Here is a 17186-nt window from a genome sequence, read left to right as displayed (position 1 = left end):
CCGTCAGGTGGCCAACGATTCGGTGGCGCTACGCGCGTAGCTCTCGCCGGGCACGGTATTTTTCGCCACGCCACGCCCGCACCTGTCGCCCGCACCCGTCGCCACAGACCGTCGTCCCCACCGCCCTCCGCTCCTGCCAAGGAGAGTGCGCCATCAAAGCGTCCAGCAGTCCTCATGCCGTCGAGCTCCGCGGCATCACCAAGCGATTCCCCGGTGTCGTGGCCAACCACGACATCGACATCACCGTGAACCGCGGCACCGTGCACGCCCTCGTCGGCGAGAACGGCGCCGGCAAGTCGACCCTGATGAAGATCCTTTACGGCATGCAGAAGCCGGACGAGGGCACCATCTCGGTGGACGGCGAGCAGGTCTCGTTCAGCAACCCCGGTGACGCCATCGACCGCGGCATCGGCATGGTGCACCAGCACTTCATGCTCGCCGACTACCTGACCGTCCTGGAGAACGTCGTACTCGGCTCCGAGAAGCTGTACGGCATCGGGGACCGGGCCCGCGCCAAGATCAAGGAGATCTCCGACGCGTACGGCCTCGGGGTCCGCCCGGACGCCATGGTCGAGGACCTCGGCGTCGCCGACCGCCAGCGCGTGGAGATCCTCAAGGTCCTCTACCGCGGCGCGCGCACCCTGATCCTCGACGAGCCGACCGCCGTCCTCGTACCGCAGGAGGTCGACGCGCTCTTCGACAACCTGCGCGAGCTCAAGGCCGAGGGCCTCACCGTCATCTTCATCTCGCACAAGCTGGGCGAGGTGCTCTCGGTCGCCGATGTGATCACGGTGATCAGGCGCGGTACGACCGTGGGCACCGCCGACCCCGAGCACACCACGACCAAGCAGCTCGCCGAGCTGATGGTCGGCACCGAGCTGCCCTCGCCGGAGACCCGCGAGTCCACCGTCACCGACGTACCCATGCTGACCGTCGAGGACCTGCGGCTGACCGCCACCGACCCGGACGGGGTGGTGCGCGCCGTGCTCGACGGCATCGGCTTCACCATCCACAAGGGTGAGGTGCTGGGCATCGCCGGCGTCGAGGGCAACGGCCAGTCCGAACTGGTCGACGCCATCATGGGCATGCGCACCCTGGACACCGGCGTCCTCACGCTGGAGGGCGCGGACATCTCCCACGCCGCCACCCGCAAGCGCCGCGAGGACGGCATGGCCGTCATCCCCGAGGACCGCCACCGGCACGGTCTGCTCCTGGAGGCCCCCCTCTGGGAGAACCGCATCCTCGGTCACGTCACGGAGCGCCCCAACAGCAAGGGCGTCTTCCTCGACCTGAAGGCGGCCCGCGCCGACACCGAGCGGATCGTGCGCGAGTACGACGTCCGTACGCCCGGCATCGAGGTCACCGCGGCCTCGCTCTCCGGCGGCAACCAGCAGAAGCTGATCGTCGGCCGCGAGATGAGCCACAGCCCCAAGCTGCTGATCGCCGCCCACCCCACCCGTGGTGTGGACGTCGGCGCGCAGGCGCAGATCTGGGACCAGATCCGCGAAGCGCGCCGCGAGGGTCTGGCGGTGCTGCTCATCTCCGCCGACCTCGACGAGCTGATCGGGCTCTCCGACACGCTGCGCGTCATGTACCGCGGCCGGCTGGTCGCGGACGCCGACCCGGCGACGGTCACCCCCGAGGAGCTCGGCTCCGCCATGACGGGCGCGGCGAGCGGACACCTGGAAGCCCCGGCCGGGGACGGCGAATCCGCCGGACCGGGCGACACCCGCGCCGGTGACGGCGAACCCGCCGGACCGGGCGACACCCGCCCCGTGAACGACCCCGACGGGGGAGAGGACCGATGAAGAAGTTCGACAAGGAGCGGCTGCTCCTGGGGATCGCGGCCCCGCTGCTCGCGATCGTGGTCGCGTTCCTGGTGACCGCGCTGGTCCTCGCCGCGACCGGCAAGGAACCCTTCCAGGCCTTCGGCATCATGTTCGACTACGGAATGAAGTCGGACAGCCAGGTCTACATCCTGAACAAGGGCACGACCTACTACCTCGCGGGTCTCGCGGTGGCCGTCGGCTTCCGGATGAACCTGTTCAACATCGGCGTCGACGGCCAGTACCGCCTCGCCGCGTTCTTCGCCGCCGCCCTCGGCGGCGCGCTGACGCTGCCGGGCGCCCTCCAGATCCCGCTGATCATCCTCACCGCGATGATCGTCGGCGCGATGTGGGCCGGCATCGCCGGTGTCCTGAAGGTCACCCGCGGCGTCAGCGAGGTCGTCTCGACGATCATGCTGAACGCCATCGCGACGGCGATCATCGGTTACCTGCTCCAGCAGGGCCGGCTCGGTCACCTCGACGAGGCCGGTACGAAGATCTCCACCACTCCGATCCCGGAGTCCTCGCACTTCTTCGAGTTCCCGACCACGCCCACCCCGGTCTGGGGCTTCATCGTCGTCGCGGCCGTCGCGGGCGTCCTCTACTGGTTCACGCTCTCGCGCACCCGCTTCGGCTTCGATCTGCGTACCGTCGGCCAGTCCGGCTCCGCCGCCGAGGCCAGCGGTGTCGACGTGAAGAAGATGGTCGTCACGTCGATGCTCATCTCCGGCGGAATGGCCGGCCTGATCGGCATGCCGACGCTGCTCAACGACAGCTTCGAGTACAGCGGCGACTTCCCCACCGGCATCGGTTTCACCGGCATCGCCATCGCCCTGCTCGGCCGTAACCACCCGGTCGGCATCGCGCTCGGCGCGCTCCTGTGGGCCTTCCTCGAACGAGGCACCGGAAAGCTCGAGTTCGAGGGCTACGACAAGGAGATCGTCGGCGTCATCCAGGGCGTCATCGTCCTGTGCGTCGTCATCGCCTACGAAGTCGTACGCCGCTACGGCCTCAAGCGCCAGCAGAGCAAGGTCGGCGCGGAACTCGCCGCACAGGCCGCCCGTAACTCCGACCAGCAGGAGGTGTCGGCGTGACCGTCACGGCGACTTCCACCCCGCCGCCCGCAGCCCCCAAGGTTTCCGGTGGCAAGGGCGGGCGCAAGCGCTTCTCGCTCCCCGTCATCCTCCTGATCATCGCGGGCGCACTGCTCGCGCTGTCCGCGGTACGCGCCATCACCGGCGCCCAGGACGTCACTTCGGCGGGCCAGATCAGTGCCGCCCTCGCGATGGCCGTGCCGATCGGCCTCGCCGGTCTCGGCGGCCTCTGGTCCGAGCGGGCCGGTGTGGTCAACATCGGCCTCGAAGGAATGATGATCCTCGGCACCTTCTTCGGTGCCTGGGCCGGCTGGCAGACCAACCCGTGGATCGGCGTGCTCGCCGGTGTCGTGGGCGGCATGCTCGGCGGGCTGCTGCACGCCTTCGCCACCGTCACCTTCGGCGTCGACCACATCATCTCCGGTATCGCCATCAACATCCTGGCGCTCGGCTTCACCACCTACTTCGCCAAGCTCTGGTTCAACGCCGGTGAGGCCGCGGCGAAGGGCGGCAGCCCCAAGCAGTCGCCACCGGCCGACGAGATCACGACCGTGTCGATCCCCGGACTCTCCGACTGGCTGCACTCGGTCGAGACACACCACTGGTTCTTCGTCTCCGACGTGGCGGGCATCCTCGGCGGTCTGGTCACCAACGTGTCGCTGCTGACTCTGGTCGCCGTGGCACTGTTCGTCGGTACGTTCTTCGTCCTGTGGAAGACCTCGTTCGGTCTGCGCCTGCGCTCCTGCGGTGAGAACCCGGTCGCCGCCGAATCGCTCGGTGTGAACGTGTACTTCTACAAGTACATCGCCGTGATCGCCTCCGGCGGTCTCGCCGGACTCGGCGGCGCGTTCCTGTCGCTGGTCACCTCGCACATCTACAACGAGGGCCAGACCGGCGGACGCGGCTACATCGGCCTCGCCGCGATGATCTTCGGTAACTGGCGGCCCGGCGGACTCGCCATGGGCGCGGGCCTCTTCGGCTTCGCCGACGCGCTCCAGCTGCGCCAGGGCGGCGAGTCCGTCCACGCGCTGCTGCTGCTCCTGGTGGTCATGCTCGCGGCCCTCGCGGCCTGGAAGCTCTACCGCAAGGCGTACGTGCCGGGTGTGATCAGCGCCGTCATCGCCGCCGCCGTGCTGGTCTGGTACCTCGCCACGGACACGGTGCCGACCGAGTTCGTGAGCGCCACGCCGTACGTCGTCACGCTCCTCGTGCTCTCGCTCTCCGCGCAGCGGCTGCGGATGCCGAAGGCCGACGGCATGCGCTACCGCAAGGGCCAGGGCAAGTGACGGCCGCCGCCGACGTCGACTGGGAAGCCCTGCGCTCGGCCGCACGGGACGCCATGTCCCGTGCGTACGCGCCGTACTCGGGCTACCCGGTCGGCGTCGCGGCGCGCGTCGACGACGGCCGTACGATCGTCGGCTGCAACGTCGAGAACGCCTCGTACGGCATCGGGCTGTGCGCCGAATGCGGCCTGGTCTCGCAGCTGCACGCCACCGGCGGCGGCAGGCTGACCCACTTCACCTGCGTGGACGGGGCGGGCGCGATCCTGGTCCCGTGCGGCAGGTGCAGGCAGTTGCTGTACGAGTTCGGGGGGCCGGAACTCGTCCTGGAGACCCCGGACGGCTTCCGTACGCTGGACGAGATGCTGCCGCAGGCGTTCGGGCCCCAGCACCTCGCCTGAACCGTGATTCGTGGAGCACCGGGCGGGCCCGAAACGGGCCCGCCCGATGCTCGATCAGACCTCTATGCGCGTAGAGTCAATCGGACTCCTGCGTACGTACCCGGCCGGAAGGACTCCCCGCCCATGGACGCCATCTCCGTCATCCGCACCAAGCGCGACCGCGGCGAGCTGACCCCCGAACAGATCGACTGGGTCATCGACGCGTACACCCGCGGCGAGGTCGCCGACGAGCAGATGTCCGCGCTGGCCATGGCGATCCTGCTGAACGGCATGAATCGCACCGAGATCGCCCGCTGGACCGCCGCGATGATCGCCTCCGGCGAGCGCATGGACTTCGCCGCGCTCTCCCGCCCCACCACCGACAAGCACTCCACCGGCGGCGTGGGCGACAAGATCACCCTGCCGCTGGCCCCGCTCGTCGCGGCCTGCGGCGCGGCCGTACCGCAGCTCAGCGGACGCGGGCTCGGACACACCGGCGGCACCCTCGACAAGCTGGAGTCCATCCCCGGCTGGCGCGCCCACCTCTCCAACGAGGAGATGCTCAGCGTCCTGGACAGCACCGGCGCGGTGATCTGCGCGGCCGGTGACGGCCTCGCCCCCGCCGACAAGAAGCTGTACGCGCTCCGCGACGTCACCGGGACCGTCGAGGCGATCCCGCTCATCGCCAGCTCGATCATGTCGAAGAAGATCGCCGAGGGCACCGGCGCGCTCGTCCTGGACGTCAAGGTCGGCTCCGGCGCCTTCATGAAGACCATCGAGGATGCCCGCGAACTGGCCTCCACCATGGTCGCGCTGGGCACCGACAGCGGCGTACGGACCGTCGCCCTGCTCACCGACATGTCGACCCCGCTCGGACTGACCGCGGGCAACGCCATGGAGGTACGGGAGTCCGTCGAGGTCCTGGCGGGCGGCGGCCCCCGCGACGTCGTCGACCTGACCCTCGCCCTCGCCCGGGAGATGCTGGACGCGGCGGGCCTCAAGGACGCCGACCCGGAGAAGGCCCTCGCCGACGGCTCCGCCATGGACGTCTGGCGCCGCATGATCTCCGCCCAGGGCGGCGACCCGGACGCGAAGCTCCCGGTCGCCCGCGAGCAGCACGTGGTGACCGCGCGCTCCTCCGGCGTACTGACCCGCCTCGACGCGTACGACGTCGGTGTCGCCGCCTGGCGCCTCGGCGCGGGCCGCGCACGCAAGGAGGACCCGGTGCAGGCGGGCGCGGGCGTCGAACTGCACGCCAAGCCCGGCGACACCGTGACGGCGGGCCAGCCCCTGCTGACGCTGCACACCGACACCCCGGAGAAGTTCGAGTACGCGCTGAAGGCCCTGCCGGACGCCTACGACATCGCCCCCGCGGGTACGGAGTTCAACGCGACCCCGGTGGTACGCGAGCGCATCGCGTAGCGGAGCGGAGCGAGCGCGGCGCGACATGCGAACGGCCCGCCGGGGCGACGAGATCGTCCCGGCGGGCCGTTGTCATGCGGTGGTGTCCGGGTCTACTTCCCGTAGTACGCGTTGTAGATCGCCACGGACGACAGGTTGCCCTTCTTGTCCGCGACCTTGGCGGCGAAGGAGATCGACTTGCCCTTCGCCGGGTTCTTCACGGAGATCTTGCCCTTCTTCACCGTGACCTTCTTCCAGGTCTTGCCGGCGTTATAACTGACGTACACCTTCAGCGACTTGAGGTTCTTGCCGGCCGCCGAACCCTGCACCGTCACCGGCACGGTGGCGGTCCTGCCGGCCGCGACCTTGCTGTCCAGGCCGACGGTGGGCGTGAAGCGCACCGTGGAGGCAGGCAGCTGTGCGCCGGCCGTCTTCTTGGAACGGAACGTCCAGCCCGCGTCGATCCGGGTGGAGGCCGCACCGAGCTTCGGGCTGCGCTGCACCGAGGTCTTCAGCTTGTAGTCGGCGGCACCGGACGGCACCGTGAAGGCCTGCTCACCCGTCAGCGGGTCCGTGTTCTGGGCGAGCTTCTTGCCGTTGCGGTACAGGACCGTCTTGGCCGAGGTGAATTCGGACCAGCCGGCGTTCCCCTTGCCGTCGGCGGCGAGCGGTACGACACCGGTGATCTCGTTGTCCGTGCGCTGGAGGCCGAAGGAGTCGTTCAACAGCGGGCCGAACACCGCCGTGTTGACGGTCTTCGCATACGCCTTGCCGCCCGCGTACGCGCGCGGCTCACCGAGCGAGTACTGCGACTCGTACAGCGGCCAGCCGTCCTCGTCGGTACCGCCCAGCTGCGAGAAATCGAAGGCCCACTGAGCCTTGTCGACGGTCGACACGTAGACCGTGCGTGTGCCGGGAAGCTTCTGCTGCGTCGACGTGGCGGCGCCGCTGTTCATGCCGGGAAGGTAGCCCCAGGCCGTGACCTCGCCGGTCTTCTTGGCCGCCGCGGCGCCCATGGCGATCTTCACCTTGGCGAACTGACCTGCGGTGAGCTTCCGTGCGTAGCCGGTCGCCAGCTGCTTCACCGGACCGCCGAGCGCGATGTCGACCTCGGCGGTCGAGCCCTTGGACCAGTTGCCCAGCCACTGCTGGGAGAGCGAACCGTCGGTGACCTTCGGACCGACGTGCGCCGTGTGGAAGTTCTTGAACGTCTCCAGGAACCAGCCGAAGCTGACCCCGGTGGTCTCGGACTGGATGGAGTAGTCCGCCACCATCGACTGGCCCTTGAGCGACTTCGCGGGCAGCGTGATGCTGACCGGCTTCGCCTTGCGTGCGTCGAGTGTGACGGCCGTCGTCCTGTTCACGTCGAGCTTCGGCTGGGCGATCCAGTCGACGCCCTTGGCGGAGTCCTCCGGGTCCACGTACACGTTGGAGTTCAGCCCGTACGTCCCCTTGGGAACCCGGACCGTTGCCGTCCCGTTCTTGTTCTCCAGGGTCTTCCACACACCTTCGGCGCCGCCCGCGAGACCGAAGAGATCGGCGTCGGCGTACTGGGCCGGCTTGCCGTCGCGGCCGATGTACGTGAGCTTCACGTCGTACGACTCGGCCTCGCGCTCGACCGCGGCGGCCGTGCGGACGGTCTGCCCGCCGCCGGTGCCCACGAGATACGCGGAGTACGTGCCGTCAGCCGTGCCGCCGAGCCGGGTGTCGGCCGTCAGCGTCACATCGGCGGTCCCGCCGGCGGGGACGGTCACCTGGTTCGCGCCGAGCGCGAAGAAACCGGCCGGAGCGGGCTTGCCCGTCGGGCCGGTGCCCGCCACCGTCAGATCGAGCGTGACGTCCGTCGTGCCGAGGTTGCGGTACGTGACCTTCTCGGCGACCGGGGTGTCATCGGTGTGCGGCCACTGCTGCACGCCGAAGCTCACCGAAACCGGGTCGGCGACGACGGTCTGGCCGAGCGCCTTGTCGACGGCGATCCGGCCCGAACCCTGCTCGAACGGGGTGTACGCGCCGGGCTTTGTGGAGGCCGCGAGGGCGCCCTTCAGCTCGGCGTACTTCCACTCGGGGTGCTGCTGCTTCAGCAGGGCGGCGGCGCCCGCGACATGCGGGGTCGCCATCGACGTACCGGAGATGGTGAGGTAGCCCGGCGGCTTCTGGCCGACCTCCTGGTCGATGACGGAGCCCGGCGCGGCTGCGGCCGTGATGTCCACGCCCGGTGCCGTCACATCGGGCTTGACCGCACCGTCGCCGACGCGCGGGCCACGGCTGGAGAACGGTGCCAGTACGTCCTTGTCGTCGACCGCGCCGACGGTCAGCGCGGCGTCGGCGCTGCCCGGGGAGCCGACGGTGGAGGCACCGCCCTCGCCCTCGTTGCCCGCCGCGATGGCGAACAGGACGCCCTTCTCGGCCGACAGCTTGTTGACCGCAGCCTCAAGAGCGTCGATCTCGGGGGTGTCCCCGCCACCGAGGCTCAGGTTGACGATGGCGGCGCCCTCCGCGACCGCCCACTCCATGCCGGCCAGGATGCCGGAGTCGTTGCCGTAGCCGTTGTCGTCGAGCACCTTCCCGTTCAGGAGCTCGGCGTCGGGGGCCACACCCTTGAGCGTGCCGCCCGACTTCGCGCCCGTACCGGCCGCGATCGACGCCACGTGCGTACCGTGGCCGAACCGGTCCAGGGCATCGGCCGACTCGGAGAAGTTCTTCTCCGCGACGACCTGGTCCTTGAGGTCGGCGTGGGTGGCGTCCACCCCGGTGTCCAGGACCGCGATCTTGACGCCCTTGCCGGTGTAACCGGCCTTCCAGGCCGTCGGCGCACCGATCTGCGCCACGCTCCTGTCGAGGCTCGCCTTGCGTACCCCGTCAAGCCAGACCCGGTCGACGCCCGCCGCCGTGGTGAGCTGCGCACTGCGGGCGGACGTGGCGGTGAGCGCCTGCCAGATGTCGGCGGCGTCGACCTTCGGCGTGGTCACCGACTGGGCGTTCAGCGACTTCAGGGTCCGGCCGACCCTCGTACCACCGGCTTCGCGCACCTCGGCCTTGGCGGCGGCGGCCCGGTCCCCCTTGTAACCGACGATCAGGCGCAGGCCCTTGTGCTGGGCCCGCCGGTTCTCCGGACGGTTCAGCTCCGTGATGTCGAACAGCCGCCGGTCGAGCTTGCCGGAGGCGATCAGCCGGTGCGCGTCGGCCGGCACGACGAGCGTGTGTCCGCCGCGTATCTGCTTCTGGACGGGTATCCGCTCGCGCCCCTTCGCGGGCTCGAAGCCCACGATCCGGCCCTTGGCGTCCACCTGGACGCGGTCACCGGTGATGAGAGTGAGGTGATGCGTGGCGACGGACCTGTCGGCCTTCGCCGTCGTGCGGCCGTCCGTACCGCCGGGCTGAGCCGCGGCCGGGCTGGTCATGCCGGCCGCGAGCGCCACGGCGGCTGCCGCGGCGATGGTCGAGACGCACGCGCTCTTCACGTGTCTGGGCAACTCTCCCCCTGGAGAATGAAGTGGTTCCTGGGAACCGCTGGTCCAAGGGCACCGCGCGTGACGCACGGTGCCCTCGGTTCACCAACCAAGAGGGGGAAAGGGGCCCACGGGTTCACAAGGGTGGCTCATGAGTCCGGAGTTGGCGGGAAGTGTGCGATTGGCCGGTCCGCTCCGATCACTTCCTGTCCACGACCTCCCAGGGGCCCCGCGCCTGCCGCCGATGAGTTTCCGGCGTTGCGCCGGTCTTCCTGATGTGGAAGCCATGACCCCGAAAGTGCTTGTCGTGACCGGCCGTGTCACCAGGGCCGATGTGCCGCGGCTCTGCGCCGAGCTGGAGACGCTGCTGTACGGCCCCGAAGCGGACGCCGCCGATCCCGTCGTCGCGGTGGACTGCGACGTGGGCGGAGTCGTGCACCCGGACCTGGCCCTGGTCGAGGCGGTCGCCCGGCTGGGGCTGATCGCGCGCCGGGCCGGCGGCCGGGGACTGCGGCTGCGCAACGTCCCGCCCGAGCTCCGGTCCCTGCTGGACCTGGTCGGGCTGGCCGATGCGGTGGGCCTGGAGGACAGAGCCCCGGCCCTCCAGGACCCGGCGCGGGACCCGGCCGGCTGACCGGACGCGCGCCGTGCGGCCCGGGTCAGCGGGTGACGACCACCGCGCAGTCATACACGCGACCCCTCGATTCACCACCGGAGCTGGATGACGCCGACGGCCACGGTGACTTCGAGGGCAGCGCCCTCGGTGACGGTGACTGCGAGGCCCGCAGAGCTGGATCGCACGGGCCTCCCACCGGCTGCGGCCCCGGATCGGGGTTGGCCGGGGACCCCGGGGCGCGGTCGGCCCCGGGACCGGCGGTGGCCGCGGGCTCGTCCAGCCAGAGCGTCGCCCCCCAGCCGGCCACCACCAGCACCGCCCAGGCGGCGACGAACGGTTTGCGTATCCTCACGCCGTCTCGGCGTCCAGGTGATCCGGCAGACCGAACAGCGGGAACCAGCGCTGCGTGTCCAGGAAGCAGTGCATCCCGGTGATCGCACCGTCCGAGATGTCGATGACCTGCACCGCCCACGGCACGAACCCGGGGCCGTCCGGATTCGGCTTGTAGTGCGCGAACGCCGGGGTCCCGTTGGCCTCGGTCGCCACCAGCCGCGAACCCGCGCAGCTCGCGCCGATGGAGAGCATGAAGCCTGCGATGTCGTCGTGCCCCTGGAGCCAGAGGTCGAACGGCGGCATGGTCATCACGGCGTCCTCGTGGAGGAGCGCGGTCAGCGCCGCCATGTCATATCCCTCGAACGCCGCCACGTACCGCTCAAGGAGCTTGCGCTGCTCCTCGTCGAGCGGATTCGCCGTGTCGGGGGCGCGCACCTCCGTCTCCGTGAGCGTCGCCCGTGCCCGCTGGAGGGCGCTGTTGACCGAGGCGACCGAGGTCTCCAGCAGTTCGGCGACCTCGCTCGCCTTCCAGGCCAGGACCTCACGCAGGATGAGCACGGCCCGCTGCTTGGGCGGCAGATGCTGGAGCGCGGCGACGAAGGCGAGGCGCACGGACTCACGGGCCACGGCTGCCTCCGCCGGATCGGCAACCGAGGGCAGGATGCGGCCGTCCGGCATCGGCTCCAGCCAGGTGTTCTCCGGCAGCGGGTTGAGCGCGGCCTGCGCCAGCGGTGTAGGACCGGTCAGATCCACCGGCCTGGCCCGCTTGTTGCCCGCGTTCAGCATGTCCAGGCAGACGTTGGTCGCGATGCGGTAGAGCCAGGAGCGCAGCGAGGAACGCCCCTCGAACTTGTCGAAGTTGCGCCAGGCACGCACCAGCGTGTCCTGGACCGCGTCCTCCGCCTCGAAGGCCGAGCCGAGCATCCGGTAGCAGTAGCCGGTCAGCTCGACCCGGTGTCCCTCCAGACGGCTGTCGATATCGGCCGTCACGGTCAGATCACTCATCGCTCCACCCCTGTTGCGCTGTGACACCACTCACTCAGCACTGTGGAAGCTACCGCAGGCCACTGACAATCGGGCGGGGAAGCGTCTAAGAGGAGCCGCTCACGTGCCGGGCTTGCGTCCGTACACGTAGACGTCGTCGCCGTTGCGCAGCAGATTCCAGTATGCCTTCGCGTCCTTGCTCCGCATGTTGACGCAGCCGCCCGAGCCGGGCGGGTTGTACATGCTCTTGGTGACCGAGTGGAACGCGATGCCGCCGTCGAAGAACTGGGAGTACGGCATCCACACGCGGTAGATCGTCGACCAGTGCTTGATGGTGCGCCAGTAGATCTTCTTCGCACCGGTACGCGTCTCCGCGCCGTTGCGCCCCGTCCGCACCGGCACAGGCCCGTACTTCAGCTTCGAGCCGTCCTGGATCCAGCTGAGCTGCCTGGTCAGGTCCACGCACGCGATGCGCCCCTTGTTCGTGGGGCACTTCTTCGCCTTGTTGGGGTTCTTCCCGGCCGCCTTCTGGGCGAGCATGGTGTTCATGGTGCGCCAGGTGATCGGCCCCGCGTACCCGATGGTGGGTGTGATGCCGTGCTTCGCCTGGAAGGCCCGGATCGCCTTGCAGTCGGCGACCGACTGCCTGCCGTCGACCGGGCGGCCGAGGAACTTCTCGACCTTCTTCTGGTACGGCCCGGTGGATGTCGTGCAGGTCGCCGCCTGCGCCGACGTGCCCGTGCCCAGGACGAGGGCCGGTGCCGCCAGCAGACCGGCTACGGACAGGGCGACGCCCCGCCGTATCCGTACGCTGCGAATGTCTCCTATGACTCCCATGTGCGCCAACTCCCCTTCGCGCGCAGTGCGTTGATACCGCCTGCTAGACGCGCGAAGGGGAGTGCCGGTTGTGCGCCGGAAGGTCTCAGTTGTGTAGCGCGACCGCCGGTACGGCCCGGAGCCGTTCGGCGCGCGCCGCCCGTGTCCCGTACAGCGTGATCGATACGACGCCGAGGACCGCGAACAGTCCCAGTGCCACCGTGCCCGCCCACCCCCCGGCGTGGAAGGCGACCGCGCCGAGCGTGCCGCCCGCGCTGGAGCCCAGGTAGTACGCGGACTGGTAGAGCGCCGATGCCTGGGCGCGGCCCGTCGTCGCCGTACGGCTCACCGAGGAGGAGGCGACCGCGTGCCCGGCGAAGAAGCCGGCCGTGATCAGCACGAGCCCGAGGAGTACGGCGGCCAGCTGGTCGGCGAGGGAGAGCAGCAGACCGGCGGCCGTGGTGGAGACGGCCAGGTAGAGCGCGCCCCGGCGGCCGAGCCTGGCGACCAGCTGTCCGGCGGCGGCGGAGGAGACCGTACCTACCAGATAGACCAGGAAGATCGAGCCGACGACACCCTGCGGGAGGCTGAACGGCGCCTCGACCAGCCGGTAACCGATCACCGTGTACACCGCGCCGAACACCGTCATGAACAGCGCGCCGATCGCGTAAAGGCGTCGCAGCAGCGGATCGGCGAGGTGCGTGCCGACGGTCTTCGCGAGGGCCTTCGGGTTGAGCGAACCGGGCGTGAAGTTACGGGCCTTCGGGATCATGAAGTGGAAGACGACGGCGCAGACCACGGCGAGCAGCCCCACCGCGCCGAGCGCAGCCCGCCAGCCCCACAGCTGGGCCACCCAGCCGGTGATGATGCGACCGCTCATGCCGCCGATGCTGTTGCCCGCCACGAACAGACCGATCGCGGCCACCAGTGCCTTGGGCCGTACCTCCTCCGCCAGATACGCCATCGCGGAGGCCGGCAGTCCGGCGAGCGCGGCGCCCTGGACGGCGCGCAGCGCGATCAGCCAGCCGAGGGAGGGGGCGAAGGGGATGAGCAGCCCGACCAGTACGGCCACCGTCAGCGATGCGGTCATCATCTGCCGCCGCCCGAAGCGCTCGGAGAGGGCGCTCAGCGGCAGCACGCACAGCGCGAGCGCGCCGGTCGCCGCGGAGACCGTCCAGCTCGCCTGCCCCGCCGTGGCGCCGAACGAGTCGGAGACGGCGGGCAGCAGCGCCTGCGTGGAGTAGAGGAGCGCGAAGGTCGCGACTCCGGCGGCGAAGAGAGCGAAGCTCATCCGGCGGTAGCCGGGGCGGCCGGGTTCGAGGCGCTGGGTGGAGACGGGGGAAGAGGGAGGTGCGGGGGCGTCCACCGTTCGGATGGACGCCTTGGTACTGGCAGGAGGCATACGTCGAAAGTAGGCCGCCAGGTTTCATGCGTCCAATGCACGAAGTCGTCATAATCGTTCCCATGGTGCATGAACGCAGGCCACAGCCCCGGCTGTCACCGAGTAGTTACGAAGAAGACATTCGCGCCGTGCTCGCTCCACGCCTCGCGTACTTCGAGGCCGTGGCCCGCCACGAGCACGTCACCCGCGCCGCGCACGAGCTGGGCGTCCCGCAGTCGACGCTCTCGCGGGCCATGGTCAGGCTGGAACAGGACCTGGGCGTCGCCCTGTTCGCCCGCAAGGGCCGTACGGTCTCGCTCACCCCTGCGGGCCGTACGTTCCTGGCCTCCGCCGACCGGGCGCTCACCGAGGTGGAGAAGGCGGCCGACTCGGTACGGGCCGACGCCGACCCGACGGCGGGCAAGGTCGCCTTCGGCTTCCTGCACACGATGGGCTCCGAGACGGTGCCCGCCCTCATCCGGGCCTTCCGCGTCGACCATCCCCGGGTCCGCTTCCAGCTGGTCCAGAACTACGGCGAGGCGATGATCGAACGCCTCCGCTCGGGCGGCCTCGACCTCTGCCTCACCTCGCCCGTGCCCGACGCGCCGGACCTGGTCGCCCGCCGCCTCGACGAGCAGCGCCTGCGCCTGGTCGTCCCCGACGACCACCGCCTGGCCTCCCGCCGCCGCGTGCGTCTCGCGGAGGCCGCCGACGAAACGTTCGTCACGCTCGAACCGGGTTACGGCCTGCGGCGGATCACCGACGACCTCTGCGCGGAGGCGGGCTTCACGCCCCGGATCGCGTTCGAGGGCGAGGAGGCCGAGACCCTGCGCGGGCTGGTCGCCGCGGGCCTGGGCGTGGCCCTGCTGCCACCGCCCGCGGTGGCGCGCCCGGGGGTCGTCGAGCTCACGGTCACGGCACCGCGCGCGGCGCGCGAGATCGGGGTCGCGTGGCTGGACGGCCACCCGGACACGCCACCGGTCGCCGCCTTCAAACGCTTCCTGCTCTCGCGCCGGGGCCACCTGCTCCCGGACTGAGGCCAGCTCCCAGGGCTCCTAGTGCCGCAACGACCGCCCGAACCCCGCCGCCAACGGCATCCGCAGACCCAGCGGCGGCGGAGCCGCCAGCGCGTCGGCGACCGGGCGGGCGTAGGAGCGGGCGAACAGGGACCCCCGTACGAAGTCGGCGGCCAGCGCCACCACCTCGGCCCGGTGCTGGCGCAGTGCGTGCCCGTCCGAGTGGACCTCGAACCGGCAGATGTCCCGATTGGACTTCTTCGCCCGCTCGGCCAGCCGGAACGACAGCTCCGGATCGATCCGTTCGTCATTGGTGCCGTGCACGATCAGCACCCGCCGACCCGCCAACTGCCTTACCGGCTCCGCCTCGTCGTCCGTCCCGTCGGGCAGCCAGGGCGCCATCGCCAGTACCGAGGTGACCGCGCCGTGCCCGGCGGCCCGCAGTGCCGCCCGGCCGCCCATGCCGTGGCCGACGAGACAGACGGGGACGTCGCCGTAGCGACGTACGACCTCGTCCGCCGCCCACTCCGCGTCGGCCGCCAGATCCGCGTCCGTGGCGTTCCAGCCGCGCCAGCGGTACCGCACCACATGCACCGCGAGCCCGTCCTCCTGGCCGGCGCGGGCCAGATTCCGGGCGAACGGCAGCTGTGCCGCGTACGAAAAGGAAGAAGGGCGGCGGTGCGAGTCCGCCTCGCCGTCAGGGAGCAGCAGGGCCACGCCACTGACCTCGGGTGGTGCTCCAGCCGTGTGAACGGCCCGTCCCAGCCTCGCAGCAGGCAGGGGAAGTGCGCGCTGTGCCATGACAGAACAGTGTCAGAAGGACAGGTGTACTCCACCCGACTTCGCGGTCACTGTTACGCATCGGCACTCGGCGCTCTACGCGCGTAGGCGCTAGAGTGCCCAGATGACGAGCCAGACCCCCAACGTTCCCAGTTCCGAGCAGATCAGGCGTGCGCCCAAGGTGCTGCTCCACGACCACCTCGACGGCGGCCTGCGCCCCGGCACGATCGTCGACCTGGCCCTCGCGCAGGGCTACGACGCCCTTCCGGAGACGGAGCCCGACAAGCTGGGCATCTGGTTCCGCGAAGCGGCCGACTCCGGTTCGCTGGAGCGCTACCTGGAGACGTTCGCCCACACCTGCGCCGTCATGCAGACCCGCGAGGCTCTGGTCCGGGTGGCGGCCGAGTGCGCCGAGGACCTCGCCGAGGACGGCGTCGTCTACGCGGAGGTGCGGTACGCCCCCGAGCAGCACCTGGAAGGCGGCCTGACCCTCGAAGAGGTCGTCGAGGCGGTCAACGAGGGCTTCCGCGAGGGCGAGAGCCGTGCCCGCGCCAACGGCCACCGCATCCGCGTCGGCGCCCTCCTCACCGCGATGCGGCACGCCGCCCGCGCCCTGGAGATCGCCGAACTGGCCAACCGCTACCGGGACCTGGGTGTCGTCGGCTTCGACATCGCGGGCGCCGAGGCGGGCTTCCCTCCCACCCGCCACCTCGACGCGTTCGAGTACCTCAAGCGCGAGAACAACCACTTCACGATCCACGCGGGCGAGGCGTTCGGCCTGCCGTCGATCTGGCAGGCCCTGCAGTGGTGCGGCGCCGACCGGCTCGGCCACGGGGTCCGCATCATCGACGACATCGAGATCGCCGACGACGGCAGCGTCACCCTCGGCCGCCTCGCCTCCTACGTACGCGACAAGCGCATCCCGCTGGAGCTCTGCCCCACGTCCAACCTCCAGACGGGAGCGGCGGCGTCCTACGCCGACCACCCCATCGGCCTGCTCCGGAAGCTCCATTTCCGCGCCACCGTGAATACGGACAACCGGCTGATGAGCGGTACGAGCATGAGCCAGGAATTCGAGCGGCTGACCGAGACATTCGGATACACGCTCGATGACATGCAGTGGTTCACCGTCAATGCGATGAAATCAGCATTCATTCCTTTCGATGAACGTCTGGCGATGATCAATGACGTCGTCAAGCCCGGATACGCGGAGCTGAAGTCGGAGTGGCTCTTCCGTCAGACCGCCACGACCAGCGGTTCTTCCTCCCCGACCGGCTGATCGAGCGGTGAGGGAAACGGCCGGGGCGGACAATGCCCCGGCCGTTTCCCGTGTCCTGGCATGTTTGCGGGACGGGTAAGGGGATGACTACGTTGCAGAGCCGCTCACATCCCCTTCCCCAAGGATGAAATTCACATGAAGCAGTCTGCTGCCAGGACTCTCGGCGTCGCCGCTCTCGGTGCCGCATTCGCCGCTGCCGCCGCCGGTTCGGCCTCCGCCGCCACCGCGCTGCCCGTCGACTCCGCGACCGCCGCCGGGGCCACGGGTGCCGCCACCGCGCTGGACGCCGTCAGCCACACCCTGCCCACCGTGCAGGACGCGGCCGGAGACCTGCTCAACGGCCAGGAGAGCATCGGCGGCGACGTCACCGCCCCCGTCACCGGCCTGCTCGGCGGCCTGCCCACCAAGGGCGTGTCGGCGAACGGCCTGCCGCTCGGCGGCTGAACAGCACCCGCACACGACAGTGGGGGGTCGGCCACCGGCCCCAGCGGCCCCCCCCCCGACGAGTTCGAGTCGCTGCACTACCCCAACCGCGCCCCCCGCCCCCCCCC

General features: G+C 70.2%; 14 protein-coding genes. 9 read left to right on the top strand and 5 right to left on the bottom strand.

Going from position 1 to position 17186, the window contains the following annotated elements; all coding sequences use genetic code 11:
- Positions 1-152 precede the first annotated feature (152 nt).
- The 5 genes from ACWGO0_RS10985 (at position 153) to ACWGO0_RS10965 (ending at position 6002) form a co-directional block, all read left to right on the top strand.
- Complete coding sequence (locus tag ACWGO0_RS10985; protein WP_453531607.1) at positions 153-1808, top strand: ABC transporter ATP-binding protein; 1656 nt, start codon at positions 153-155, stop codon at positions 1806-1808.
- Entirely contained in the window at positions 1805-2920 is a 1116-nt protein-coding gene (locus tag ACWGO0_RS10980) for an ABC transporter permease (RefSeq protein WP_453531339.1), read from the top strand. Before ACWGO0_RS10985 ends, ACWGO0_RS10980 begins: the two co-directional genes overlap by 4 nt.
- Positions 2917-4206, top strand: a complete 1290-nt coding sequence (locus ACWGO0_RS10975) for an ABC transporter permease (protein ID WP_453531336.1) — start codon at positions 2917-2919, stop codon at positions 4204-4206. The genes ACWGO0_RS10980 and ACWGO0_RS10975 overlap by 4 nt, the downstream gene beginning before the upstream one ends.
- Positions 4203-4601 (top strand): cytidine deaminase, encoded by a 399-nt coding sequence (locus ACWGO0_RS10970; RefSeq protein ID WP_453531333.1) that lies wholly within the window; start codon positions 4203-4205, stop codon positions 4599-4601. The genes ACWGO0_RS10975 and ACWGO0_RS10970 overlap by 4 nt, the downstream gene beginning before the upstream one ends.
- A 123-nt stretch (positions 4602-4724) precedes the next feature.
- Positions 4725-6002 carry a thymidine phosphorylase gene (locus ACWGO0_RS10965; protein WP_453531331.1) on the top strand — a complete coding sequence of 426 codons (1278 nt, stop codon included), beginning with the start codon at positions 4725-4727 and terminating at the stop codon, positions 6000-6002.
- Positions 6003-6094: 92 nt separating this feature from the next.
- Here the strand turns inward: ACWGO0_RS10965 and ACWGO0_RS10960 are convergent, their stop codons facing one another.
- Complete coding sequence (locus tag ACWGO0_RS10960) at positions 6095-9454, bottom strand: S8 family peptidase (RefSeq protein ID WP_453531328.1); 3360 nt, start codon at positions 9452-9454, stop codon at positions 6095-6097.
- A gap of 220 nt (positions 9455-9674) precedes the next feature.
- Between ACWGO0_RS10960 and ACWGO0_RS10955 the strand changes: the two genes are divergently transcribed.
- Positions 9675-10064: an STAS domain-containing protein gene (locus tag ACWGO0_RS10955; protein ID WP_453531325.1), complete on the top strand. Its 390-nt coding sequence runs from the start codon at positions 9675-9677 to the stop codon at positions 10062-10064.
- A 330-nt stretch (positions 10065-10394) separates the two neighbouring features.
- Here ACWGO0_RS10955 and ACWGO0_RS10950 read toward each other — a convergent pair whose 3' ends face one another.
- The 3 genes from ACWGO0_RS10950 to ACWGO0_RS10940 all read right to left on the bottom strand — a co-directional run bounded on the left by ACWGO0_RS10950 (position 10395) and on the right by ACWGO0_RS10940 (position 13581).
- Positions 10395-11384, bottom strand: a complete 990-nt coding sequence (locus tag ACWGO0_RS10950; RefSeq protein WP_453531322.1) for a sigma-70 family RNA polymerase sigma factor — start codon at positions 11382-11384, stop codon at positions 10395-10397.
- 99 nt (positions 11385-11483) lie between these two features.
- On the bottom strand, positions 11484-12200 hold the full coding sequence (locus tag ACWGO0_RS10945; RefSeq protein ID WP_453531319.1) for a L,D-transpeptidase family protein: 717 nt from the start codon (positions 12198-12200) through the stop codon (positions 11484-11486).
- Between the two features lie 85 nt (positions 12201-12285).
- The gene (locus ACWGO0_RS10940) at positions 12286-13581 is read right to left on the bottom strand and encodes an MFS transporter (protein WP_453531316.1); all 1296 of its coding nucleotides are present in this window, start codon (positions 13579-13581) and stop codon (positions 12286-12288) included.
- Between the two features lie 62 nt (positions 13582-13643).
- Between ACWGO0_RS10940 and ACWGO0_RS10935 the strand changes: the two genes are divergently transcribed.
- Positions 13644-14597 carry a LysR family transcriptional regulator gene (locus ACWGO0_RS10935; protein WP_453531313.1) on the top strand — a complete coding sequence of 318 codons (954 nt, stop codon included), beginning with the start codon at positions 13644-13646 and terminating at the stop codon, positions 14595-14597.
- Positions 14598-14615: 18 nt separating this feature from the next.
- Here the strand turns inward: ACWGO0_RS10935 and ACWGO0_RS10930 are convergent, their stop codons facing one another.
- Entirely contained in the window at positions 14616-15377 is a 762-nt protein-coding gene (locus ACWGO0_RS10930; RefSeq protein WP_453531310.1) for an alpha/beta fold hydrolase, read from the bottom strand.
- 103 nt (positions 15378-15480) lie between these two features.
- Between ACWGO0_RS10930 and ACWGO0_RS10925 the strand changes: the two genes are divergently transcribed.
- Complete coding sequence (locus ACWGO0_RS10925; RefSeq protein ID WP_453531307.1) at positions 15481-16635, top strand: adenosine deaminase; 1155 nt, start codon at positions 15481-15483, stop codon at positions 16633-16635.
- Between the two features lie 135 nt (positions 16636-16770).
- The gene (locus ACWGO0_RS10920) at positions 16771-17079 is read left to right on the top strand and encodes a hypothetical protein (protein WP_453531304.1); all 309 of its coding nucleotides are present in this window, start codon (positions 16771-16773) and stop codon (positions 17077-17079) included.
- Positions 17080-17186: the final 107 nt, after the last annotated feature.

The organism is Streptomyces sp. NPDC055749 (assembly GCF_053617235.1).
This window is presented reverse-complemented; position numbering and strand designations above follow the sequence as displayed.